Raw genomic sequence first — 25,035 nt, 5'->3', positions numbered from 1 at the left:
TTTAACAAACAATAATTAAAAGTTTGAAAAAAAAAAATATCATATTAAGCTAACGTTAAATCATGATAATCAGTCAGGCTGACTATTCAATGATAGGTTTATATTTTTATAACGTTTTTTACCAAGTATATTTTTACACAAAGTCATATGACTAAATACAAGTAATCTGAAAGGTTAATTTTTTTATGGAACAGCCACACTCCTATTCACCATTTGATTTTATCATATTTGGTGCAACAGGCGATTTAACAACTCGAAAATTATTACCTGCATTATATTATCGTTTCCTTGATGGCCAACTTATTGGCAATACACGTATTATTGGTACTGCACGTTCACCTTTAAGTGACGAGGATTTCAGAAATCGTGCTCGTGATGGGTTGAACCAATTTATCCGTGAAGAAGATCGCACGCCTGAAAAAATAGAAGAGTTCGTGCAACATATTTATTATGTTAGCTTAGATGGGGCAGATCCAAATGGCAAATGGGTTGATATCGAAAAACTATTAAATTCAGATCAAGCCAGCGCAATTCGCATTTTTTACTTTGCGACAGCCCCTCGCCTCTATGGTGATATTTGTGATAATTTATCCAATCGCAAATTACTAACAAAAACGACGCGGGTCGTTTTGGAAAAACCAATTGGTACTTCACTTGAAACTGCAGAAGAAATCAATAGTCGTGTTGGTAAACACTTACCTGAAAATCATATCTTCCGTATTGACCATTATTTAGGCAAAGAAACTGTTCAAAATATTTTAGCGTTACGGTTTGCAAATCCTGTCTTCGAGCGTTTATGGAATTCAGACTCCATTGATTATGTTGAGATTACAGCAGCTGAAACTGTTGGTGTCGGTAAGCGCGGTGGATATTATGATGGCGCGGGTGCGCTGCGTGATATGGTGCAAAATCACTTGCTGCAGGTCCTCTGTATGGTAGCAATGGATCCTCCTATTTCCCTTAACGCAGATGATTTACGCAACGAGAAATTAAAGGTTTTACGTTCTCTAAAACCAATGACCGATGAAATGATTCAAACAGATACGGTAAGAGGTCAATATACTGCAAATACTATTGATGGAGAAGCTATTCCTGGCTACTTAGAGGAGCTTCAAAAAGACAAAAGCAATACCGAAACTTTTGTTGCGATCAAAGCACAAATCAATACATCTCGTTGGACTGGTGTTCCTTTTTACCTTAGAACAGGAAAAAGATTGGCTGAAAAAACAAGTGAAATTGTGATTCAGTTCAAAAAATCTGCATGGTCTTTGTTCCCTACAGCTTCAGAACCAAATCGTTTACATATCCGCATTCAACCTGACGAAGGTGTTTCTTTGTCTATGCAAGTCAAAGACCCAAGCAAGTCTCATACAAGCTTACGCAACACCTCAATTGATATTGCGTTCTCTCCCGCATTTCATATTCGTTATCCTGATTCTTACGAAGGCTTATTAATGGATGCTGTAAAGGGTGATCCGTTGCTATTTATTCGTCGGGACGAAGTTGATGCTGCTTGGAAATGGATTGAACCTATCCTTGATGGATGGGCACGTGACGTTGTACCGCTTTCTAAATATAAGGCTGGAACTTGGGGACCTTTGGAATCAGAACAATTATTAGCAAGAGATGGCCATATTTGGCACGAAAATATGCCTTAATCTGTGATGTCGCAATTATCTGATAAGAATCAAAAGCCTGTTGAGCAAGAAAAGATTACTTCTCGCTCTACAGGCAAACCTCGTCGTTCTATGAAACGCAGAATTATGCAGCGTGTTATTTTTGCGCTGCTCTTTTCTGCGGCTGTTATTGGTGCCCAAGAAATGGGATGGTTAAATAATATTTCCCGCCAATGGACTAAACAAAAAGTCAACTGGATGGATAATAAACAGGTTACTCAGTATCTTCGCACTGTCATTACTGACAACCAATTAACTCAGACACCAACCAACTGTCTTGTTTTTGTAATTAATAATGATAATGGCGGCGAAATAGTTAATATGCAGGTCAGAGAACAGCATAATAGTAGTTGTTCTAATACACGGACTGATTTTCCTGTATTATTTACCTTTCGTGTCAATCGAACAGATGGTAATATACAAGTAGACAAAGGATCTCCTAATCACTTTTATCCTATTCATTAAAGTGATTATTGACAAGGTTCAACTCAAATGACAGACAATCCATCCACACCAACACCTGTAATACCTCCCTCACAAAATCGTCGCAGTTTTTTACAATTATTAACTGCCAGTTCTGTGACTGTAGGAGGGGTTGTTGTGGCCTGCCCTTTTCTAAACAGCCTTAGTTCTCAAAACACAACACTTGAACAAAATTTTGTTGATATTGATATTTCTTCTCTAAAGGCAGGGCAGCAAATAACCGTAACATGGCAAGGACATCCTGTTTTTATTTTAAATCGTCCGACAGAGGCGCTTCAGGCTTTACAAGACGCAAGCTTAATCACACGATTACGAGATCCTGATAGTAAAGAATTACAGCAGCCTTCTTATACCCAAAATTGGCACCGTTCAATTCGTCCAGAAACTGTTGTTTTAATTGGATCTTGCACGCATTTAGGTTGTGTGCCGACATTAAAGCTAGGCGCTAAGTTAGGCAGCTTTTATAATTGTGCGTGTCATGGCTCAAGGTTTGATTTAGCCGGACGTGTCTATAAATCTATGCCAGCCCCATATAATTTACCAATTCCACCCTATACCTATTTAAAACCAAACATTATCCGTATCGGTGAAAATCCCAAAGGGCAGAATTTTGATTTCACGCAGATCAAACAAATATAGCTTAACTCAGTAAACCAAGAAATAATTCGTTAATCGAATATAAAACCGCTTTTCCCGCAAGATAAACCCTGTCCTTGTCATATCGACAATATAAAATCCCTGATCGTTGTGAAGCTTGCAAAGCAATTAATGTTGTCTTATTTAATTTTTTCGCCCATAAGGGCACAATATGACAATGACCTGACCCGCACACAGGATCTTCTAAAACACCAAGTTTCGGCGCAAAACTACGGGTAACACAATCATACTTGGTAGAACGTGCAGTAACGTGCAAAAGTAATCCTTCCAATATTTTTGCTTTTTGTTCATCAATAATAACAGATTTAACTTGATCTTCATTTTCTAAAATACAAACCAGATCCCTTGCTTTCCACACTTCTTGAGGACGAATACCAATTGCTTCTTCTATAATATTCGTGATGGTACCAGGCGCTAATTGATAAGAAGGCATATCCAATTCGTATAGATCTCCTTTTTGACAGACCTTTAAGGCACCACTTCTTGTATCAAATATAATTTGATCTTTAACGTCAAAAAAACGCATTAAGATATAGGCTGTTGCCAATGTGGCATGCCCACAGAGATCAATTTCATCCCCTGGGGTAAACCATCGCAACTCAAAACGATCTTGATTGCTTTTGATCGCAAATGCAGTCTCAGACAAATTATTTTCTTAAGCTATCTTTTGCATCAATTCATCAGAAACCCACTGATCTAAAATACAAACAGCAGCTGGATTTCCTTTAAATATTTCATTACTGAAAGCATCGACTACATAACATTTCATATTAATTTTTGCTCCACCATATTAAAAAATATAATTATATCAAAATAGAATTCAAAAGTAATTTTTCTTGACTTTTGCCATAAAAACAGTCCTTATCTTTGCAGTCAGATAGCCAGATGATCGCTGTTTATAAATCTTCATTGGTATATAAAGAGAGGAAAGTCCGGGCTCCACGGAAAAATGGTGCCAGTTAATGGCTGGCAAGGGTAACCTTAGGGAAAGTGCCACAGAAAACAAACCGCTTGTCGGAATTTGTTGAGTATTCAATAAATTACAAGTCAGGGTGAAATGGTGTGGTAAGAGCACACCGCGTTCTTGGTAACAAGAATGGCAGGGTAAACCCCACCAGGAGCAAAACCTAATAGGGATAACGGATTATCGCAAGATAGTCGAAGAATTTCCGTCTTGTTATCCGGGTTGGTTGCATGAAATACGATGCGAATCGTGTTCTAGATGAATGGTCATCGCTTGTCTTCGGACATTCACAGAACCCGGCTTATACGCTATCTGACTTTAATCCCCTTTATGTATCCGTTTTTATTCAACTATTTTTTATTTTGATATCGAAAAGTGAAACTTTTTTATCATCTCTGAAAGTAAAATATGAAATATTTGACAAAACCTACTGAAAATAAGAGAAATTTTAATTCTAAACATTTGACCTCCCACGATTACCCATGCTATCCCATAAAAGAACATAATCATTTCTGGTGAAAATAGATTATCGATTCTAAAGTTTCTTTTTCTTATTTATGCAGCACGTTTAAAGGGGATCACACAAGAATGAGCTTATTCCTTGGTACACATCAAAATAAACTTGATGCCAAAGGAAGGGTTTCTGTACCTGCAAGCTTTCGTGCTGCATTACGCAAAGAACAATCTAAAGAAAATAATCCCCTTATTTTTCGACCCTCTCATAAAATGCCTTGCATCGAAGGGTGGCCTTTATCTATTTTTTCTGAATTAACAAACTCTTTAAATAGTCTAGACTTATTTTCGGAAGAGCATGATGATATCGCCACCACTCTTTATGCAGAAGCTTGGCCCATTGATTCAGATCGTGAAGGTCGCATATTACTGCCAGATATTCTAAAAGAACATGCGAATTTAACGGATGCAGTAACATTTATGGGGCTTGGAACCATTTTTCAAATTTGGGAACCTTCTGCTGCTGCGGAACGTTGCAAAACAGCACGTCAAAAGGTGCAACAAAAAAACTTATCAATTACCCCACAATCCAATATAAAAAGGATAGAATCATGACACAAGAAATCTATCCTGCACATGACGGACACTTCTCTGTCATGCTTAATGAAGTAATGGCATGGTTGGAACCCAAAACCAATGGTGTTTATGTCGATGCTACTTTCGGTGGTGGCGGCTACAGCAAAGCAATTCTCGCTGCTGCTAATTGTAATGTGTGGGGGATTGATCGAGATCCTGATGCAATTACACGTGGACAAGAAATTCAAAAACAATTCCCTTCTCTACATTTGTTGCAAGGGGATTTTGAAAATATCGACTCATTATTAAAGTCACAAGAAGTGACCGAATGTGATGGCATTGTTCTAGATCTTGGGGTTTCATCATTTCAACTGGATCAAGCAGATCGAGGCTTTTCCTTTCGTTTTGATGGGCCATTAGATATGCGTATGAGCCGCACGGGAAAAACCGCGGCTGATTTAGTAAATTATCTTTCTGAGACCGAAATTGCAGATATTTTATTCCACTATGGTGAAGAGCGTTTTTCTCGGCGAATTGCAAAAGCAATTGTTGCTCGACGTGCAGAATCTCTCTTTGAAACAACTCAAGACTTAGCAAGCCTTATCCAAAGAACGATCCCAACGGACAAAAGCAAGATCAACCCTGCTACACGCTCTTTTCAAGGGTTGCGTATTGCAGTTAATAATGAGCTAGAGCAAATCCATACGGCTCTTAATGCCGCATTGAATTTATTGAAGCTTGGTGGAAAGTTAATTGTTGTTTCTTTCCATTCTCTGGAAGATCGTATTGTCAAAGATATTATGAATAAAGCTGCTGGACGGGTTGCAAAACCCTCTCGGCATCTTCCTCTTTCCTTGTCTCAGTCACAAGATAAGGTTGGTTTTGAATTATTGACCTCGAAACCACAACGTCCCTCTGAACAAGAATGCTATATTAATGCTCGTTCACGCAGTGCCAGACTGCGTGCAATCAAACGTATTACATGATCTGATAAAAGGAAAATTTCCCTATGATGATCCGTCCATTTACTTTATTTTGTGTTTTCTTTGCTGGGGTTTCTGGTATGGTTTTGTATGCCCAAAAGCATAAAACAACCCTCCTTGACAAACAAATTACAAAAATTGTGTATGATACACAAAAAATTAAGTCACGTACGGCCATGTTACGTACAGAGTGGACATTGCTTAATCAACCTGATCGATTAAAAGAATTATCTGCTAAATTTATACCCGTATTACATCCATATAGCCCATCACAATTTGTTCAAATGTCTGCGGCTACTTCTATGTTACCACCGATTACCAAGACTCCTGAAAAAGACAAAACACGTGAGGATTTGGTTAAGAACGTTGCCCAAAACCATGGACAATCTGGCGATATTATTGCTGATGCAACAACCGCTCAAAAAGATCTTCATCAAACATCATCTGTTCAAGCACCACCAATTATTATTCCTGCCAATAATAATGCAGATGCCTCCCCCCCTATGTTACAACAAAAGCCGCAACAAACGGTCAAACCTGTTGTGACAGCAACTAATCCTCCAGCTGAACCTGTTGTTGCACCTGCACCTGTAAAACGCAAAAAAGTAAAAATTGTGGAAGTTGCTGAAGCTAGTGATGCAATAAAAACACAAACTTTAAAACCACAAACAATTAAAAAGCCATCTGTTGTTGCAAACGCTAAACCAAAAGAGAATAGCCTAACAGATCAATCTATTACCCCTGCTTCAGCTCTCTCAACACATCGCAAAAAAGTTAAACCCATAGAGACAGCTGATACCAATGATTCTGTGGATACTCCAAATTTAAAACCACAAACGATTAAGAAAAATCATATTGAGAATGTCGCTTACAATATTCAAAGTGGAAATCCTTTTTCTCACAACAAAACTTCAAAACCTAAACAAACACAGTCCTCTTCCAATAGTATACAAAAGAAACGCTCTTCTACAGTCACAGTTGCACATTCTGAGTCTGCCTTAGGGGGAAGTGGCGACGAAGCGCTTCCTGCTCCTGTACCTTTTGCACCGTAAACTCAAAGGTTGTATAAAAAATAATGCGATACAGGGATGATCGGAATCAAGGTTCCCCTCGTGCTCAAGAGAGGGAAAATCGTGCTGAGCCACAACCACACGTTAATATAAAAAAGAAGAAAAAAAACTATAACCGAATGGATAAAACCAGAGCACGCTTACTCATCACAGCGTGTGGTTTTTGTTGTTTGTATGGTGCAGTTTCTTTTAAACTGACAATGGCGACTATTTTAATGCCGCTTGCCCCACAAAAGCAACAAATAGCCCCTCAAGTTCCTGCAATACCTAAAAGTGATCCCAAAGGCGTGATGTCTGGTGATTTTGCTCTACCACAAATTAAAAGAGCGTCCATTATCGATCGCAATGGTCAAATACTAGCTATTTCTTTGCCTGTTGCACAAGTTTATGCCAATCCTTTAGAAATTATTGATCCTGCGGACGTTTCAAAAAAACTAAAAGAAATTTTGCCGAAACTTGATGTTAATCAAACCTATGAACGTTTGTCTTCTAAAAAGCAATTTGTTTATCTTGCTCGCGATATCTCCCCACAGCAAGAAGTTGCGATTAATAATCTGGGAATACCAGGATTATATTTCGAAGCCGGTGAACGTCGTCGTTATCCTTTGGGGCGATTAGCATCTCACATTCTGGGCAGTGTTGATATCGACGACCATGGAATCGCCGGGGTTGAAAAATATTTTGATCAACGGTTAATGGATACGCGTCACCCCTTAAGATTATCAATAGACACCCATGTTCAAACTGTCGTTCAAGAAGAAGTCGAAGCAGCAAAGAATAAATTCCAAGCAGAGGCAGCTTGTGGCATTGTGATGGATGTTCATACGGGTGAAATCTTGGCAATGATTAGCTTGCCGGACTATGATTCTAATCAATTTAGTAAAGCCCCCCCTAACTCTCGTTTTAACCGAGCGACAACTGGGATGTATGAACCTGGCTCAACATTTAAGCTGCAAAATGTTGCGATGGCACTTGAATTGGGCGTAGCCCATATTTGGGATCGTTTTGCAACAGCCCCAATTCGTGTGGGTAGGTTCACGATTAAAGATTTAAGAACTGATCATTTCCCCCCTTATCTTTCTTTGCCAGAAGTCATGGCTTATTCATCCAATCCAGCCTCTGCCCACATCGGATTGGACGTTGGAGCAGAGAGGCAAAGAGAGTGGATGCAAAGAATGGGTTTCTTAGCTCGAGTTCCCATAGAGTTACCAGAATCAGGAAGACCCATTGTACCATCAATCAAAAATTGGGGTATATCAACTGTGATGACGATTGCGTTTGGTCATGGTATTGCTGAATCTCCGTTAGCTATTGTTCGTGGAACAGCGGCGACAGTCAATGGAGGGATCTTACTGAAACCAACATTGTTATCCTTGCAAGATATTAGTAATAATGATCTTTCACAACAACCCGTAGATAACAATGCCCCAACACCACAACCTAAGGCTCAAGGGGAGCGAGTTCTATCCGAAAAAACCTCTGAGACCCTAAGAAAAATTTTACGGCTGGACGTTACCAAAGGAACTGGTAAAAACGGGGAAGTTCCTGGCTATTTTGTCGGTGGGAAAACAGGTACCAGTGAAAAAGTCAGTAAATCAGGTGGATATTTAAAGCACGTCAACGTTTCCGCTTTCACTGCTGTATTTCCAATGAATGATCCTAAATATGCTGTCTATGTCATGTTGGACAGTCCAAAACCAACCAAAGAAACCCATGGCTGGACAACAGCGGGATGGAACGCCGCTCCAGCAGTCTCTAAAATTATTGGGCGTATTGGTCCAATTTTGAATTTATTTCCAAATACCAAAGATGCTGCAACCATTGATGCTCAGCTTGCGATCCCATTGCGCCCCCCTGTACCCAGAGGGATAAGACCTTTAGGTCCTGGAAATGATCCAGGCGATCCTCGTTTAAATCGTCCAGAAAAAAATAAAGAAAAGAGTAAAAAGAAACCTTCGGCCAAAGCTTCTTCAACACGATCACAATAAAGCTCCTTTTACCATGATTTCTCTTAATGCGCTGCTTCACCATATTCATTTGCCACTTGTTCCGAGTGACACTCAAATCACAGGAATAACATTAGATAGTCGTAAAATACAGCAGGGGTATCTTTTCGCCGCACTTCCAGGGGCAAAGTCTAATGGGTGTGATTATATTGATGTGGCTATTGAGAAAGGCGCAAGCGCTATTCTTTTACCAACCAATGCATCTTTTCCTGAAACAAATCAATGTATTGCTATTCACTGTGATAACCCACGTTATGTTTTAGCACTAATGACAGCTATTTTCTTTCCCAACCATCCACAACACCAAGTCGCAATTACAGGAACGAACGGAAAGACTAGCACTGCTGATTTCATCCGACAAATTTGGCAATTACAAAACCTTAAAGCTGCAACAATCGGTACTTTAGGGGTTATTAGTAATACAAATTATAACTATACGGGACCTGTGTTGACCACTCCTGATAGTATCATGTTACATGAGATCCTGACAAACTTAGTTGAGCATAACGTGCAACATCTTGCTTTAGAAGCATCCTCTCATGGCTTGGATCAATATCGTTTAGATGGATTAACGATAGAGGCTGCTGGCTTTACCAATTTAACGCGCGATCATTTGGATTATCACCATGATTTTCAACATTATTTAGAAGCAAAATTAAGGTTATTTAAGAATATTCTGCCCATCGGTGGGGTTGCTGGCGTTAATGCGGATATGGATCCAGATGCTTTAATAAAAATTAAGCAAGCTATTTTAGATCGAAAACAAAATTTACGATTGGTTGGAGAGCAAGGACAGTTTTTACAACTTCTTTCTGTAACGCCTTTACCGGAAGGGCAAAAGTTAGAAATCAAAACAGCACTTAATGATGTGTTTTCAGTAACTATTCCTTTGTTAGGGCGATATCAGGTCGATAATATTTTACTAGCTGTGGCGCTCATTGCTAAAAATGAACAAGATATCGCCAACCTCATCCCTCTGTTGCCTCACCTTAAAGGGGTCAGAGGTCGAATGGAACAAGCTGCTATTTTGCCTAATGGTGCAGCAATTTATGTTGATTATGCACACACACCTGATGCGCTAGCACATTTGTTGCAATCTTTACGCCCCCATACTGATAACGACTTATACGTTATTTTCGGCGCTGGCGGAGATCGCGATGCAGGCAAGCGCCCCTTAATGGCACAAGAAGCATCAAAATATGCAGATTGCGTTATTATCACCGATGATAACCCTCGGACAGAAGATCCTGACCATATTCGCAAGGAAGTTAAAGCAGGCGCCCCAGCTGCATTGGAAATTGCAGATCGAGAAGAAGCCATAGCCCAAACCATAAAAAAGCTACAAAGTGGCGATATTCTGGTCGTAGCAGGAAAAGGTCATGAGCAAGGACAAATAATTGGTTCTGTTGTTCATCCTTTTGATGACGTGACTATTATTCGAAAACATGTGAGTAGCCTATGAGCGTTTTATGGACTGAAACAGACCTTATCCAAGCAACCAATGGAATTTTTCCTTGTTCCACCTCCATCAAAGGTAATGGTATCTCAATCGATACACGCTCTATTGAAAAAGGCGATATCTTTGTCGCAATTATTGGTGAAAATAGTGATGGACATGCGTATGTTCAAAAAGCTCTAGATGCTGGAGCAGCTTGTGCAATCGTAAGTCATCCGATTTCAGAAATACCTGATACTGCGCCTATTCTGTATGTCAAAGACACATTACAAGCGTTAACAGATATGGGACGCTATGCACGCAATCGTTTTACTGGCAAAGTCATTGCAATTACGGGCAGTGTTGGCAAAACAACGACCAAAGAAATGCTCAAAATGACGTTATCTGCTTATGGAACGGTTCATGCTGCGGCTGGTTCGCATAATAATCATCTTGGCGTTCCTTTGACCCTAGCACGATTGCCAAAAGATACAGATTTTTGTATCTGTGAAATTGGCATGAATCATATTGGTGAAATTGCACCTTTGGCAACATTTGTCAGCCCACATATCGCTATTATTACCGAAGTGGCATCTTCTCATCTAGGATATATGCAAAATCTGGATAATATTGCCAAAGAAAAAAGCCAGATTATAATAGCACTTCCACCTCAGGCCGTTGCGTTGGTGCCAGAAACAATTTACGGCTTGGATATTTTCCAAGGCATTGCCAAACAATATCAAGTCCAATTACAAACTGTTGGCGCCTCTAAGGCTGCTTCTGTACAAATTAGCAATATCGATCTTGGTGCGCAGCAATCAAATTTCCAAATTTCAATTCAAAAACAAGATTACGCTTTTACTCTTTCTTCACCAGGTGAGCATTTAATACGCAATGCTGGATTGGTGATCGGGGCAATTCATGCTTTGAGACTAGATATCCAACAGGCTATCACTACTCTTGTCGATTTTCAAACAGGCAATGGCAGAGGAAAAATCTTATCTCTACCAACCATTAATGGTCGTATTTTAGACGAAAGTTATAATGCTTCTACCCTGTCGATCAGCACCGCATTAAAAACATTATCTTTGTTAGCACCTGCCAGAAAGATAGTTATTTTAGGTGATATTATGGAGTTGGGGGATTTTAGTGAGCAAGAACATCTTTCTTTGTTACCACATCTTATTGCCAATGCTGATCTTGTTTTTTGTTGTGGTTCAATGATGCATATTGTATTTGAACAATTACCTCAGCCTCTACGAGGGGGATGGTGCGCAACAGCACAAGAGTTGATCCCTTTTATACAATCTCAATTACAAGAAAATGATACGCTGTTAGTCAAAGGAAGTAACAGCATGCGTATGAATTCCATTGTAACCACTTTAACCGCTCCAGAGATAAGGAAAAATTAATGCTATATGATCTAATTACGCGTTTTGGGTTGGAATATCTTTCTCCATTCAACCTGTTTCGCTATATTACTTTTCGCGCTGGAGCGGCGTGTTTTACTGCCTTTTTCCTAAGCCTGTGGATTGGGCCTTATATTATTGCAAAGCTCCATAAAATCCAACGCGACGGTCAACCTATCCGTGCCCTAGGGCCAGAACGTCATCTCAAAGAAAAAGCAGGAACCCCAACAATGGGGGGGATCATGATGCTTTTGACTTTAACGTTTTCAACGTTGTTATGGAGCGATCTGTCAAACGGCTTTATGTGGATTGTGTTATTCGTAACACTTGGATTTGGCATGATTGGATTTTTTGACGATTACCAAAAATTAGCCAAAAGAAATACAGATGGATTGTCTAAACGCACCCGTCTGGGCGGAGAATTTCTAATCTCTATTCTTGCCTCTTTTGCCTTGCAGCATATCACCCCACCAGAGATTGCTAATCAAGTTGCTTTACCTTTTTTCCAAAATTTGATGATTCCTTTGGGATATTTCTTTCCTATATTCGGCATGGTCGTAATTGCTGGATTTGGAAATGCTGTTAATTTCACTGATGGGCTAGATGGTTTAGCAATCGTGCCTGTTGTCATTGCATTTTTAGTCTTTGCATTAATTGCTTATCTGGTCGGAAATGCTATCTTTGCCAAATATTTATTTCTCCATTTTGTGCCTCAATCTGGTGAGTTAGGCATTTTTTGTGCCGCCGTCATTGGGGCTGGCTTAGGTTTCTTATGGTTCAATGCCCCTCCTGCCTCTGTCTTTATGGGGGACACGGGTTCCTTGGCTTTGGGTGGTGCTTTAGGAACTGTTGCCGTTGCCGTTAAACATGAGCTTGTTTTATGTATTGTCGGTGGGCTATTTGTTGTTGAAACCTTATCTGTTATTATTCAAGTCGCTTGGTATAAACGTACCAAGACGCGTGTATTTTTAATGGCACCTTTACATCATCATTTTGAGAAAAAGGGGCTATCAGAATCAAAAATTGTTATTCGTTTTTGGATTGTTGCAATCATGCTGGGTCTTATTGGTCTGGCCACATTAAAGTTGCGTTAATATGAATTTTTCACCAACTCTTTTTCAAAATCATCGATATGCAATCCTAGGGCTAGGCAAAAATGGCATTGTTGCTGCCGAACGATTATTAGCAATAGGCTCAACAATTCAAATCTGGGATGATCAAGAAAAAACAAGGAACGCAGTTCCAGCAGAACTCAAATCTTTGATTGCGCCATTTGATAATTTGCATGATTTTGATGCGTTGGTGATGTCTCCTGGTATTCCTCATCATTTACCTAAACCTCATCCTGTTGCTCAGCTTGCCTTTCAACGAAACCTTCCTATCTTATCTGATGCCGAGCTTTTATATCGTGCCGTTAAAGCATCAGGATCAAAAGCGCGCTTTGTTGCTATTACAGGCACAAACGGAAAATCTACAACAACTGTGTTACTAACACATTTGTTAAAAGAAGCTGGTATTCCAGCGGTTGCAGGTGGGAATCTCGGCCCCGCTGCTTTGGCTCTTCCTTTGTTGGAAGATCAAGGTGTTTATGTATTAGAAATGTCTTCTTATATGCTAGAGCGTTTCTCTCAATTTACTGCTGATATTTCCTGTTTACTCAATATCACCCCGGATCATTTAGAGCGTCATGGAGATATACAAGGTTATATTGAGGCAAAACACCATATATTTGATCACCAAAACCTCAACCAATTAGCGGTCATCGGCGTTGAAGATGCGATCTGTGCAACCATTGCAAATGAACTTAAACAACAAAATAAGATGCAAGTTAAAACGATAGCTGGCACGAATATCAATGCTAATATCTGGGTGAAAGACTATTTAATACAAGACCAACATGGGATCATTGCTGATCTTACCAAAGCACGCTTTTTACCAGGCGATCATAATGCGCAAAATGCTGCTGCTGCCACAGCAATGGCTATCCATTTAGGTCTCAACCAAGAACAAATACAATCTGGGTTAAGCTCTTACCAAGGATTGGCGCATCGTCAAAGACCTGTAGCAAATTTAAATAACGTTACGTTTATTAATGACAGCAAAGCAACCAATGCTGACGCCGCATCAAAGGCATTAACTTGCTATGATGAACTTGTTTGGATTGCTGGAGGCCTTGCAAAGTCAAATGGCATTGATGAGCTTGCCCCTTATTTCCCTCGTATAAAACTCGCTTTACTGATTGGCAAAGACGCACCTGTTTTGGAACAAACCTTAAAGCACTATCAAGTCCCTTATCGTATTGTTCACACCCTTGAACATGCGGTACCAGAAGCATATCAATACGCACAACAAAATCGTATTCCAACCGTTTTACTCTCACCAGCTTGTGCTAGCTTTGATCAATTTAGCAGCTTTGAAGAACGTGGAGATCGTTTTGCTGAACTTGTCATGCAACTGTCATCTTCTCTTTCTGAATCATCAAAGGATTAAGGATCCAAAATCAATGTCTGGAATTTCTCGCTCTGATAATTCATTACTTGCACGTTGGTGGCGTAATATTGACCATTGGATGCTTGGTTCTGTTGGATTGCTTATTGGTTTTGGATATATCTTGATGATGGCGGCCAGCCCTGCTGTGGCGCAGCGTATTGGTGCGTCCAGAGATGTTTTTATCTTTAAACAGGTCATGTTCCTTAGCATTGCTGCCCTGACCATTATCTTTATTTCGATGCTTTCGACCCAGACCATAAAAAAATTAAGTATCGTTGGCACGTTTATTGCCATTCTTGCGACTGCTTATACGTTAGTACATGGAATGGATATTAAAGGGGCAAAACGCTGGATTGCGCTGCCGATCATGTCGTTGCAACCTTCTGAGTTTTTAAAGCCTTGTTTTGCCATTTGTACAGCATGGTTGTTAACGGAATGGAAAAAACGATTCTATATTCCTGGCATTTTCATTGCATTGGGGGTCTATGCGGTCATTTTATTCATCCTGAAATCTCAACCCGATATTGGGATGCTAGCCGTTATTACTGCTGTTTTGCTGACCCAATTGTTCATCAACGGCTTGAATATGTTCTGGATTTTTTCTGGCTTAGGTGGAATGATTGCAGCCTTTGTCGGTGCGTATGTTGTATTACCTCACGTAAGGTCACGTGTAGAACGGTTTTTACATCCAGAAGTGGGCGATCATTATCAAATTGATACTGCCTTACGTGCGTTTGGGAATGGTGGATTGTGGGGGCGAGGCCCTGGTGAAGGGCGCGTCAAAGATTTATTACCTGATGCGCACGCAGACTTTGTATTTGCCGTTGCGGGTGAAGAGTATGGCATGATTATTTGTTGCCTTATCATCTTTATATTTTGCTTTATCGTTGTCAGAACCTTACTTAAACTGATTAAAGAAGATGATCCTTTTATTATTTTGGCAGCCTCTGGATTAATTACTGGTTTTGGATTACAAGCCTTTATCAATATGGGTTCAACATTACATCTTATTCCAACAAAAGGGATGACGTTACCGTTTATTTCTTATGGTGGGTCATCAGCGCTTTCGATTGCATTAACCATTGGTATGGTTTTAGCATTAACCCGTCGCCGCATTGAAGCTCCTCAATTTTTTAAAAATAATAATCAACCCTTTAGCAAAAGGAGTATTTTACGATGAGCAAACCTAAAATCGCTATTGTTGCAGGTGGAACAGGTGGACATTTTTTCCCCGCAAAAGCACTTGCTATGCAATTAAGAGAGCGGAATTATCCTGTTGTATTTATGACGGATAAACGTATTGAAGATCCCCAATTAGCGGAATGGAACGAAGTCCAACAATTTGTCATTGATGGTGGTGGGATTGCAAAAAAATCAGTCGTACAAAAACTTAGCAATAGTTTTGAATTGCTGAAAGGGATTGCTCAATCTCGGAAAATTCTACAAAATAATCCCGTTGCTGCAATTATTGGTTTCGGAGGGTATCCATCTATTCCCCCTTTGACCGCTGCTCGCTTACTTTCAAAAAAACGCCGCCCTCAAATTATCCTCCATGAAGGGAATGCAATTATTGGCAAAGCCAATGCCATGCTGTCCCATTTTGCGACAATTATTGCAACCTCTTATCCAGAAGTCACTGGCATTCCAAAACATATTCCTATCAAAACTACAGGATTACCTGTTCGACCTGATATCACAGCACTTTACCCTTCGTCCTATCAAGCACCAACAGATACGATTTCTTTACTTATTTGGGGTGGGTCTTTGGGTGCTAAAATATTTGGAGAAATCGTTCCATACGCTTTAGCGAATTTACCTATCGAGATTAAACAAAAATTACGCATTACCCAACAAGTGCGCAAAGAAGATTTATCCCATGTGGCTCAAATCTATGAAAAAGCAAATATTCAAGCAACGCTTGCGCCATTCTTAACCAATGTGTCTTCTTTGTTAAAGCAAGCACATCTGGTCATCGGGCGTGCTGGCGGTTCTTCTGTATCGGAACTGTCTTTGTCAGGGAGACCTGCAATTCTCATTCCTTATCCATTTGCTGCTAATCAAGAACAACATTATAATGCCAAAGCACTGGAGCAAGAAGGTTCTGCTTGGATTATTGACCAAAATGATTTTTCGGTAACAGCACTGACTTCGCTATTATCTGATTTATTAAATAACCCTGATAAATTGAGCAAAGCGGCACAATCCCATCAATTAGTCTACCCAAATGCTGCAAAAGAATTGGCAGATTTGATCGAATCCTATATCACCATATAATCATCTTAGCGATTTTTTGATAAAGAAAGCACTGTAACTATGAGATCTCTTCCCCTTTCGATTGGTACTATTCATTTTGTAGGTATCGGCGGTATTGGCATGTCTGGTATCGCGGAAACATTGCATTATCTGGGATATAAAATCCAAGGGTCAGATATGTCAGAAAACGCCAATGTCTTACGTTTACGTAAACTGGGTATTACCGTTCATATTGGTCACAGTGCCAATAATGTTGGATTGGCTCAAGTTGTCGTGGTTTCTTCTGCAATTAAAAAAGATAACCCAGAGGTTGTTGATGCACGCTCTCGCTTTATTCCCGTCGTGCGCCGTGCAGAAATGTTGGCAGAGTTAATGCGCCTACGCTGGTCTATTGCTGTTGGCGGAACCCATGGAAAAACCACAACAACCAGCTTAATTGCAACGTTACTAGAACATGCAAAACTTGACCCTACCGTTATTAATGGGGGTATTATTGAAGCCTATGGAACCAATACACGTATGGGTTCTGGGGATTGGATGGTTGTCGAAGCCGATGAAAGTGATGGTTCTTTCTTACATCTTCCTGTTGTCATCGCGATTGTTACCAATATGGATCCTGAACATATGGATCACTGGGGAACCCCAGAGGCCATGGAAAAAGCCTATCATCAGTTTGTGTCCAATATTCCGTTTTATGGATTTGCCGTTTTATGTATTGACCATCCTGGCGTTCAAAAAATGCTACCGAACTTGTCTGATCGTCGTTTAATTACTTATGGTTTTTCCCCTCAGGCCGATGTTCGTGCAGACAAAATAATTACTGATAAATTAGGCACCACGTTTGATGTTGTGGTCACCAACCGTCACAAACAAATTAATCGTCGTATTGGGCCATTTCGTTTACCTATGTTGGGTCAACATAACGTTCAAAATGCTTTGGCTGCAATTGCAGTGGCTTTGGAAATGGATATCAGCGAAGATAATATTCGCTCTGCTTTTGCTGCATTTAAAGGGGTTCAACGTCGCTTTACCCGCGTAGGCGAGGTTGGGAAAATCAGTATTATTGATGATTATGGACACCATCCTGTTGAAATTTCTGCTGTTCTGAAGGCAGCACGCCAAGCAACCTCTAATAATGTTATTGCAGTCGTTCAGCCCCATCGCTATACTAGACTTCGTGATTTATTTACTGAATTTTGTTCCTGCATGAATGATGCTAGCACTGTTATTGTGGCAGATGTTTACGCCGCAGGTGAAGATCCTATTCCCGATTTCGATCGTGATGCGTTAATCGAGGGTTTGCGTGCGCATGGACATCAATCTGTTGTTGCATTACCTCATCCCGATCAACTAGCGGAAATGATTAATGCAATTGCTGAACCTGGCGATGTGGTAATTTGTTTAGGTGCAGGATCTGTCACCCATTGGGCTCATGCTTTGCCAGAACAACTTAAAAAATTACAACAAGAAAGCGCTTAAAAGGATAAAATATGCAGCAACAAGGTCTTTTTACCAAAGAAGCATTTTCTGATTTACTGCCCAAACTACGAGGAAAAATCAATTTTGATGTTCCTTTGAGTGCGCGCAGTTGGTTTAGAGTAGGCGGAAATGCAGAAACCTTGATCAATCCTGCCAACGACGAAGACCTTGCGTATATTTTAAACACAATCCCTTTAGAATGGCCAATATTTACCTTAGGTGCGACTTCTAACCTTTTAATCCGTGATGGTGGCATTGCTGGGATTAGTTTCCAACTACGCAAAGGGTTTAACGAAATTACACCCGACCATGATGGGTTTATTGTCGGTGCTGCTTGTTTAGACACAACAGTCGCTGAACATGCTGCGGCTCATGGAATTTCAGGGCTGGAATTCTTAATTGGTATTCCAGGTTCTATTGGTGGCGCCGTGAAAATGAATGCAGGAGCACATGGCTCAGAACTCTCTAATATTTTAGACTGGATAGAGATTATCACCCGAGAAGGGCAATTATTACGTTTATCTGTCAGCGAATTAGGATTAAGCTATCGGCATTCTTCGTTACCACAAGATGCTATTGTAACTAAAGCTCGCCTTCAAGGGATTGCTGGGGACAAAGAGAAAATTACCCAAGCGATGAATGCCATTAAAAAGCAGCGTGAAGAGTCTCAACCAATCCGCTCTCGAACAGGGGGATCAACCTTTCGTAATCCAGATCCTTCAGAAACACAGTACAAAGCATGGCAATTAATTGATTTGGTTGGTGGCCGAGGCTTGATGGTTGGTGGTGCTCAAGTCAGTGAAAAACATTGTAATTTCTTAATTAATACTGGCACAGCAACCGCTGCTGATATCGAGAATCTAGGTGAAGAAGTTAAAAAACGTGTCATGAATCAATTTGGCATTCAGCTTCACTGGGAAATTAAACGCGTTGGTCGTCCATTAGAACAATAGGAAAACAGTCAATGTCCAAAAAACATGTCACCGTTATGCGGGGTGGAATTTCCTCTGAACGTGAAGTAAGCCTTGCAAGTGGTAGCAATATTATCGAAGCACTTCAAGAAGCTGGATACCAAGTCAGCGATTTAATCGTTAATGATGATCTGGAATATGTAATCCAATTTTTAAAAGAGAAGCGTCCTGATGTTGTCTTTAATGCACTACATGGGCGTTTTGGCGAAGATGGCGCGATACAAGGTGTATTGGAATGGATGAATATCCCTTATACCCATGGTGGGGTTTGCTCTTCTGCCATTGCGATGAATAAACAAATGACTCGCATTTTATTAATCGACGCAGGATTACCCGTTGCCACAGGCAAAGTTATTCCAATTAAAGCATTAGCATCTCAAGACCCTCTCCCCGTTCCTTATGTTGTAAAACCAATTGAAGAAGGGTCTTCGGTTGGTGTTTATATTATTACAGAAGAAGATGAAAATCTACGCCAACAGAAACGAGAAAATATTGTTAAAGAATGGCATTTTGGTGATAATGCTTTGATTGAACAATTCATTCCTGGAAAAGAATTAACAATCTGTGTCATGCAAGACAAAGCATTGACCATCACAGACATTTCTTCTGGCACACATCATTTTTATGATTATACGTCAAAATATACCGCCGGAGAATCAAAGCATATTTTGCCTGCGCAAATACATCCGAAAGCCTTTCAAGAGGCTATGAATTACGCACAACAAGCGCACAAGATTCTAGGTTGTTACCCTGTTTCTAGAACAGATTTCCGATATGATAATACCAATGAGACACCAGAGAAACCTGGTAAACTTTATATTTTGGAAATTAACACCCAACCAGGCATGACCAAAACCTCTTTACTGCCTGAACAAGCGGCTTATTGCAATATATCTTATCCAGAACTTTGCTCGTGGCTGGTGGAACATGCAAGATGTCGTATTTAAAAAAACGTCCAGAGCATCAAAACGACCGTCCGTCAAAGAGTAAGATCGCGCTTCTTCGTTCTAAACGATTATTGCGCCCTTTTATTCTATTACTTATTATTATCGGCTTTTTTATAGGTGGTGGATGGCTAGTTTTCAAAATGGCTGGCGATCAGCATTTTTCTGTTATTCAAGAAAAAGTTGCAAATATTCTACCCATGAAAATTACTAAAATCCTCATTACTGGATGCAATCTTACGTCAGAACAAGATGTGAAAGAAGCTTTGGGCATTCAGGTTGGTGATTCTATTTTTAATTTTTCAGTACAAGATGCTCAAGATCGTCTAAATGACCTCCCTTTTGTAGATCATGCTTTGTTAAAGAGGCAATTACCTAATACCATCATCATTCATATTACGGAACGAACACCTTTTGCTGTGTGGCAATTTAACCATCATTTCAAACTGATCGACCGCAAAGGCGAAATCGTCAACGATCATGGCATGAGCGGAAAAGACGGCAAAGCATTTTTACAACTGCCATTAGTTGTTGGATATGGTGCGAATACAAGTGCTTCTGAATTAATTGATATCTTATCCTCGCAACCTGAAATCAAACAACATGTCGTCGCCGCAGTCCGTGTTGGCAACAGGCGATGGAATTTGGATTTAAAAAACGGTACAGTCGTTTTGCTACCAGAAAACCAAGAGTTACCGGCACTTCAGCGGTTAAATCGACTACAAAAAGAACTACAGATTTTGGATCGACCTATAAAAACTATTGATTTACGTTTAGCGGATCGATTAATTATTCAAGAAGATAAAAGTTTTCTAAATAAACCCAAAGATACTGATAATCCTGATAATCTCAATAACTCCGATAATTCTAACAACACATCCGCGCCATCAAGCGCACATTAAATCTTAAGCATTTTGCTTTATAAACAGGGTAAAGGTCATGAGCAAGCTAACTTCTTCCAAGAACAAAGCTCAAAAAAATAATCATAATACAAATCATGACAAAAATGCTTTGACTTTGGCACAGTCAAGACAACTGGTAAAAAGCCGTGTGTTTCCCCCAGATGATCTTCCTTATAAAAAAGACTGGTTGCCGGGGATTTTTGGTGTTTTAGATATTGGCAGTAATAAAATTACTTGTTTAATTGGACAAGGTAAGTCAAATGGCCAACTGCAAGTTTTAGGATATGGTTGGCGTCGATCTCACGGGGTGAAACAAGGTGGGATAGTCAACTTGCAAGCCGCAGAACGTGCCATTCGATCAGCTGTTGGTCAAGCAGAAGAAGCCGCAGAACGCCGTTTAAGTAAGATCTATGTTAATCTGTCAGGTGGAAAACCTCAGAGTCAGCTTTTTAATGTTGATTGGCCTATTGGCGGCAAAGAAATCAATAATCATGATATTTATCGACTGGTTAACGAAGGGGTTTTAAGAGCACAAATAGATGGTAGAGAAATTATTCATGCACTACCACTGGCGTTTAATGTCGATGAAACCTCTGGGGTTGAAGATCCTCGTGGTCATCAATGTGAGTTATTAAGCACACGTTTACATATTATTGATACTTCCGCAACGGCTTTGCGTAATCTTGCAACCGTCTTAATGCGTGCAGAGCTGGAAATTGAAGCCATTATATCCACGCCTCTAGCTGCCGGACTTGCCGTAATGGCACCTGATGAGCGGGAATTGGGTGCAACAATTGTCGATATGGGGGGTGGAACGACCTCTATTGGCATTTTTGGAGAAGGCCAGCTGCTTTATACGTCTCAGATTCCTATTGGTGGATCACATATTACCCGAGATATTGCAGGTATTTTGTCAACCTCTATTGATACCGCCGAATGGTTAAAAACCATGTGGGGTAGTGCTGAATATTCTTATGATGATGAATATCAACAGCTTCCTATTCAAATGATTGGTGATGATGACTATGAAGTAGTTACAAAAATACCACTATCACGAGTTATTTCTATTATTCGCCCTCGAATTGAGGAAACATTAGAGTTGATCCGTGATCGTTTAGACAATGCAAATGTCGGTAATGCTGCCAATGGTAGAGTCATTTTAACAGGGGGTGGCTCTTTATTGGATGGGCTTGGACCTTTGGCTGCACGGATTTTAAATCGACAAATTCGGTTAGGAAAACCAAACAATATCATAGGCTTACCAGACGACACAGCAAATTCAGCTGCTTTTTCAACGGCTGCTGGGTTATTGGCGTGGGCTGCGGGAGATGGTCGCACACTAGCAGATTTGGATTTCGCAGAAAAAAAATCTGAGGGTTTTTTGAAAAAGCTTATTGAGTTTATCAGAATACATATATAAATATTTCTTTGGATTCTAACACTTTTCTAATGTATCCTACTTTACAAAATATAAAGCTATACTTGGTTCGAGGATATCCATGACACTCAATTTGACAATTCCACAACCTGCCTATGCTGATTTTACACCTCGTATCACAGTTTTTGGTGTTGGTGGTGGCGGTACTAATGCTGTTGATAATATGATTTTATTACAACTCAAAGGAGTTGAATTTGTTGTTGCGAATACTGATGCGCAACAATTAATGAAAAGTTGTTCTGATAATCGTATTCAACTTGGTCCACACTTGACCCAAGGGTTAGGAGCAGGGGCAAAGCCTGATATCGGACGTGCAGCAGCTGAAGAAGCCGCAGAAGAAATTGCCCGTCATATGGAAAATGTTCATATGGTATTCATTACTGCTGGCATGGGTGGTGGTACTGGTACTGGTGCAGCACCCGTAATTGCACGTATGGCACGTGAACGTGGTATTTTGACCGTAGGTGTGGTTACAAAACCATTTACGTTCGAAGGTGCAAGAAGAGCACGCCTTGCAGAAACAGGTATTGCCGAACTTCAGCAATTTGTAGATACATTAATTGTCATTCCGAACCAAAATCTATTCCGCACAGCGACCGAAAATACAACCTGGCAAGATGCCTTTAAAATGGCGGATGAAGTCCTATATATGGGCGTCAAGGGTGTTACCGATTTAATGATGTCACCTGGTCTTGTTAATCTTGACTTTGCTGATATTCGAACCGTCATGGCAGAAATGGGTAAAGCAATGATGGGTACGGGCGAAGTAGAAGGTGAAAATAGAGCGATTCGTGCTGCTGAGTCTGCTATTTCTAATCCATTATTAGAAGATACTTCTATGTCTGGGGCTCGTGGATTATTAATTAATATTACCGGTGGTTCTGACCTTACTTTGTTTGAAGTCGATCAAGCTGCGAATCGGATTCGTGAAGAAGTTGCAGAAGATGCCAATATTATTTTCGGTTCGGCAATTGATGAAAGCCTGACGGGTAAAATCAGAGTTTCTGTCGTTGCGACAGGTATCGAAAGCCCTGTACAATACGAAAAACAGTCTCCTGTTGCACCGCCAACTGAACCTGAAAAAAAAGTTGTTATTCCAGAAGCCGCGTCTTTGAACACAAATAGAACAACCAACACCAATGTTGGTCAAGTTGCAGAAACAGTTGAGACACAAAAGGTCCCTGAACCGATAAAATATCAAGAACCGCCTGCTATGGCAAAACCAGCAACCCAACCAAAAATCGAAACTCCTATTGAAACAAACAGCGCAACACATAACAGTGATGAGCCTCGTGCGCCTTCCCCAGATGCGATTCCAGAACGTGCAGCAAAAACATCTCCTCGTTCAGGTTTGTTCTCTGATTCCCATCATCGTCAAGATGACACCCCTCCTCCTCCATCAAGAAGTCTGTTTGGTATTGTAACTGGGGCACTACGCGGAAATAAAAACTATCCTAACCCTTCTAATGAGCAAGGGAAAAGCGAACCTTCTATTACTAGTAATACAGAAGAACAAGGTCAATCAAACGGCGAAACGCAAGCTAAATTAGACGAAGAAGGTCTTGATATTCCAGCATTTTTAAGACGAAAATCCTAATTTCTGTTTTTTAGAAGGTCTCTGAAGATTAATTTAGAGACCTTTTTTTATGCCCTATCATCCGTTTCTCGTAACACTATGCAACAATCTTTGACTGGCATTCGTTTTATTTCCTCTCTAAGTATTAATCTAAATATAGTTGCATCAAATTTAGATCGGAAAAAACTATGGATCAAATACAAACAAAATCTTTGCCACTAACTGCACGCACTATTTATTCTTCATTCCCTTTGATCCAATCTCCAGTTGCACCTGCACATACAATTTCCACGCCGATTTCTTTTTCTGGTGTGGGATTACATTCTGGGAAATATATAAATCTTAAATTATTACCTGCGCCTGCTGGGACAGGTATTATTTTTCGCAGAACCGACCTTAACAATCATCCTATTCAAGCCCATTACAACAATGTAGTTGATACTACATTAAGCACTGTGGTCGCTTGTCCGCATAATCCTTCTATAAAAATAGCAACTATAGAACATCTTATGGCAGCTTTATCAGGCAATCAAATTGATAATATTATTGTTGAATGTGATGGACCAGAACTTCCTGTTTTAGATGGATCTTCTTCGCAATTTAATGAATTGATTGAGCAAGCAGGTCGCCAAACTTTACTAGCAGTTATACCAAGCATTAAAATTTTGAAAACTGTCCGTGTCGAACACAAAGATGCTTTTGCGGAACTCAATCCATCATTATATAATGGTTTGTCTTTGAATTTATCAATTGATTTCCCTGCTGCGGCCATTGGCAAACAAATCTTTAAAATGCAACTTACGCCAGAAAACTTCAAAACAAAATTAGCGCATTGCCGCACATTCGTATTAAAAAGTGAAATTGATATCCTTCACAAAATGGGGCTAGCCAAAGGCGGAAGCCTTGAGAACGCTATCGTTGTTGAGAATGATACTATATTAAATCCCAATGGTTTACGTTGTGAGAATGAATTTGTAAAACATAAAATGCTTGATGCAATTGGCGATTTGTCTTTGGCCAATGTTCGTATACATGGTGAATTCATCGGTCATAAATCGGGTCATAGTTTAAATAATCTTTTGTTACGAAAATTAATGGCTGATAAAAAAGCATGGTGTTATTTACCTAGCTCTGCACGTTCAATTACACCAGAACAATTGGTAAATTTTTCCTACCCAACACATCAAATACAAGAGGCTTAAAAACCTCACTTCAAATTAAAATGAAAATTTTTTAAATAAAGTTCTTCAACTTCTCTAACGACATGATA

Annotated in this window: 20 protein-coding genes, 1 other RNA gene and 1 pseudogene; 21 read left to right on the top strand and 1 reads right to left on the bottom strand. The window is 40.0% G+C overall.

The features are described 5' to 3' along the window. Positions 1 to 185 precede the first annotated feature (185 nt). The 3 genes from zwf to petA are packed head-to-tail and all read left to right on the top strand — an operon-like array spanning position 186 to position 2,798. Positions 186 to 1,658, top strand: a complete 1,473-nt coding sequence (gene zwf / locus PQG54_RS00580; protein WP_271789404.1) for a glucose-6-phosphate dehydrogenase — start codon at positions 186 to 188, stop codon at positions 1,656 to 1,658. A gap of 6 nt (positions 1,659 to 1,664) precedes the next feature. Next, entirely contained in the window at positions 1,665 to 2,141 is a 477-nt protein-coding gene (locus PQG54_RS00575; protein WP_271789405.1) for a hypothetical protein, read from the top strand. Between the two features lie 27 nt (positions 2,142 to 2,168). Then, a complete protein-coding gene (gene petA / locus PQG54_RS00570) occupies positions 2,169 to 2,798 on the top strand; it encodes a ubiquinol-cytochrome c reductase iron-sulfur subunit (RefSeq protein WP_271789406.1) in 630 nt (209 codons plus the stop codon). 1 nt (position 2,799) lies between these two features. Here petA and PQG54_RS00565 read toward each other — a convergent pair. Beyond that, positions 2,800 to 3,585: pseudogene (locus PQG54_RS00565) on the bottom strand (PhzF family phenazine biosynthesis protein). Positions 3,586 to 3,689: 104 nt separating this feature from the next. On the opposite strand from PQG54_RS00565, the gene rnpB reads away from it, so the two are divergent. The 18 genes from rnpB (at position 3,690) to lpxC (ending at position 24,967) form a co-directional block, all read left to right on the top strand. Beyond that, positions 3,690 to 4,100, top strand: an RNA gene (gene rnpB, locus PQG54_RS00560) — RNase P RNA component class A. 268 nt (positions 4,101 to 4,368) lie between these two features. After that, entirely contained in the window at positions 4,369 to 4,848 is a 480-nt protein-coding gene (gene mraZ / locus PQG54_RS00555; protein ID WP_271789407.1) for a division/cell wall cluster transcriptional repressor MraZ, read from the top strand. Beyond that, positions 4,845 to 5,795, top strand: coding sequence for a 16S rRNA (cytosine(1402)-N(4))-methyltransferase RsmH (gene rsmH, locus PQG54_RS00550; RefSeq protein ID WP_271789408.1), 951 nt, complete (start codon positions 4,845 to 4,847; stop codon positions 5,793 to 5,795). The genes mraZ and rsmH overlap by 4 nt, the downstream gene beginning before the upstream one ends. Positions 5,796 to 5,818: 23 nt before the next feature. After that, complete coding sequence (ftsL, locus tag PQG54_RS00545; RefSeq protein WP_271789409.1) at positions 5,819 to 6,844, top strand: cell division protein FtsL; 1,026 nt, start codon at positions 5,819 to 5,821, stop codon at positions 6,842 to 6,844. A gap of 137 nt (positions 6,845 to 6,981) precedes the next feature. Beyond that, positions 6,982 to 8,850: a peptidoglycan D,D-transpeptidase FtsI family protein gene (locus PQG54_RS00540; RefSeq protein ID WP_370866898.1), complete on the top strand. Its 1,869-nt coding sequence runs from the start codon at positions 6,982 to 6,984 to the stop codon at positions 8,848 to 8,850. Between the two features lie 13 nt (positions 8,851 to 8,863). Beyond that, positions 8,864 to 10,330, top strand: a complete 1,467-nt coding sequence (locus PQG54_RS00535; RefSeq protein ID WP_271789411.1) for a UDP-N-acetylmuramoyl-L-alanyl-D-glutamate--2,6-diaminopimelate ligase — start codon at positions 8,864 to 8,866, stop codon at positions 10,328 to 10,330. Further along, positions 10,327 to 11,715, top strand: a complete 1,389-nt coding sequence (locus PQG54_RS00530; RefSeq protein ID WP_271789412.1) for a UDP-N-acetylmuramoyl-tripeptide--D-alanyl-D-alanine ligase — start codon at positions 10,327 to 10,329, stop codon at positions 11,713 to 11,715. The genes PQG54_RS00535 and PQG54_RS00530 overlap by 4 nt, the downstream gene beginning before the upstream one ends. Beyond that, positions 11,715 to 12,806, top strand: a complete 1,092-nt coding sequence (mraY, locus tag PQG54_RS00525) for a phospho-N-acetylmuramoyl-pentapeptide-transferase (protein WP_271789413.1) — start codon at positions 11,715 to 11,717, stop codon at positions 12,804 to 12,806. Before PQG54_RS00530 ends, mraY begins: the two co-directional genes overlap by 1 nt. Position 12,807: 1 nt before the next feature. Next, entirely contained in the window at positions 12,808 to 14,202 is a 1,395-nt protein-coding gene (murD, locus tag PQG54_RS00520; RefSeq protein ID WP_271789414.1) for a UDP-N-acetylmuramoyl-L-alanine--D-glutamate ligase, read from the top strand. Positions 14,203 to 14,215: 13 nt separating this feature from the next. Next, positions 14,216 to 15,382 carry an FtsW/RodA/SpoVE family cell cycle protein gene (locus PQG54_RS00515; protein WP_271789415.1) on the top strand — a complete coding sequence of 389 codons (1,167 nt, stop codon included), beginning with the start codon at positions 14,216 to 14,218 and terminating at the stop codon, positions 15,380 to 15,382. Continuing rightward, positions 15,379 to 16,476: an undecaprenyldiphospho-muramoylpentapeptide beta-N-acetylglucosaminyltransferase gene (murG, locus tag PQG54_RS00510; RefSeq protein WP_271789416.1), complete on the top strand. Its 1,098-nt coding sequence runs from the start codon at positions 15,379 to 15,381 to the stop codon at positions 16,474 to 16,476. Before PQG54_RS00515 ends, murG begins: the two co-directional genes overlap by 4 nt. A 39-nt stretch (positions 16,477 to 16,515) precedes the next feature. Next, positions 16,516 to 17,934, top strand: a complete 1,419-nt coding sequence (gene murC, locus PQG54_RS00505; RefSeq protein WP_271789417.1) for a UDP-N-acetylmuramate--L-alanine ligase — start codon at positions 16,516 to 16,518, stop codon at positions 17,932 to 17,934. Positions 17,935 to 17,945: 11 nt separating this feature from the next. Further along, the gene (gene murB, locus PQG54_RS00500) at positions 17,946 to 18,887 is read left to right on the top strand and encodes a UDP-N-acetylmuramate dehydrogenase (protein ID WP_271789418.1); all 942 of its coding nucleotides are present in this window, start codon (positions 17,946 to 17,948) and stop codon (positions 18,885 to 18,887) included. Between the two features lie 11 nt (positions 18,888 to 18,898). Further along, a complete protein-coding gene (locus tag PQG54_RS00495; protein WP_271789419.1) occupies positions 18,899 to 19,852 on the top strand; it encodes a D-alanine--D-alanine ligase in 954 nt (317 codons plus the stop codon). Next, positions 19,840 to 20,751 carry a cell division protein FtsQ/DivIB gene (locus PQG54_RS00490; RefSeq protein ID WP_271789420.1) on the top strand — a complete coding sequence of 304 codons (912 nt, stop codon included), beginning with the start codon at positions 19,840 to 19,842 and terminating at the stop codon, positions 20,749 to 20,751. The genes PQG54_RS00495 and PQG54_RS00490 overlap by 13 nt, the downstream gene beginning before the upstream one ends. A 37-nt stretch (positions 20,752 to 20,788) precedes the next feature. Continuing rightward, on the top strand, positions 20,789 to 22,171 hold the full coding sequence (gene ftsA / locus PQG54_RS00485) for a cell division protein FtsA (protein ID WP_271789421.1): 1,383 nt from the start codon (positions 20,789 to 20,791) through the stop codon (positions 22,169 to 22,171). Between the two features lie 79 nt (positions 22,172 to 22,250). After that, positions 22,251 to 23,786 (top strand): cell division protein FtsZ, encoded by a 1,536-nt coding sequence (gene ftsZ, locus PQG54_RS00480; protein WP_271789422.1) that lies wholly within the window; start codon positions 22,251 to 22,253, stop codon positions 23,784 to 23,786. A 167-nt stretch (positions 23,787 to 23,953) separates the two neighbouring features. Continuing rightward, the gene (gene lpxC / locus PQG54_RS00475; protein ID WP_271789423.1) at positions 23,954 to 24,967 is read left to right on the top strand and encodes a UDP-3-O-acyl-N-acetylglucosamine deacetylase; all 1,014 of its coding nucleotides are present in this window, start codon (positions 23,954 to 23,956) and stop codon (positions 24,965 to 24,967) included. The last annotated feature ends 68 nt before the right edge of the window (positions 24,968 to 25,035 follow it).

It is taken from the genome of Commensalibacter communis (assembly GCF_947179015.1).
Classification (GTDB): Bacteria; Pseudomonadota; Alphaproteobacteria; order Acetobacterales; family Acetobacteraceae; genus Commensalibacter; species Commensalibacter communis.
Note: the sequence above shows the minus strand (reverse complement) of the source record. Positions and strands in the feature narration are given on the sequence as shown.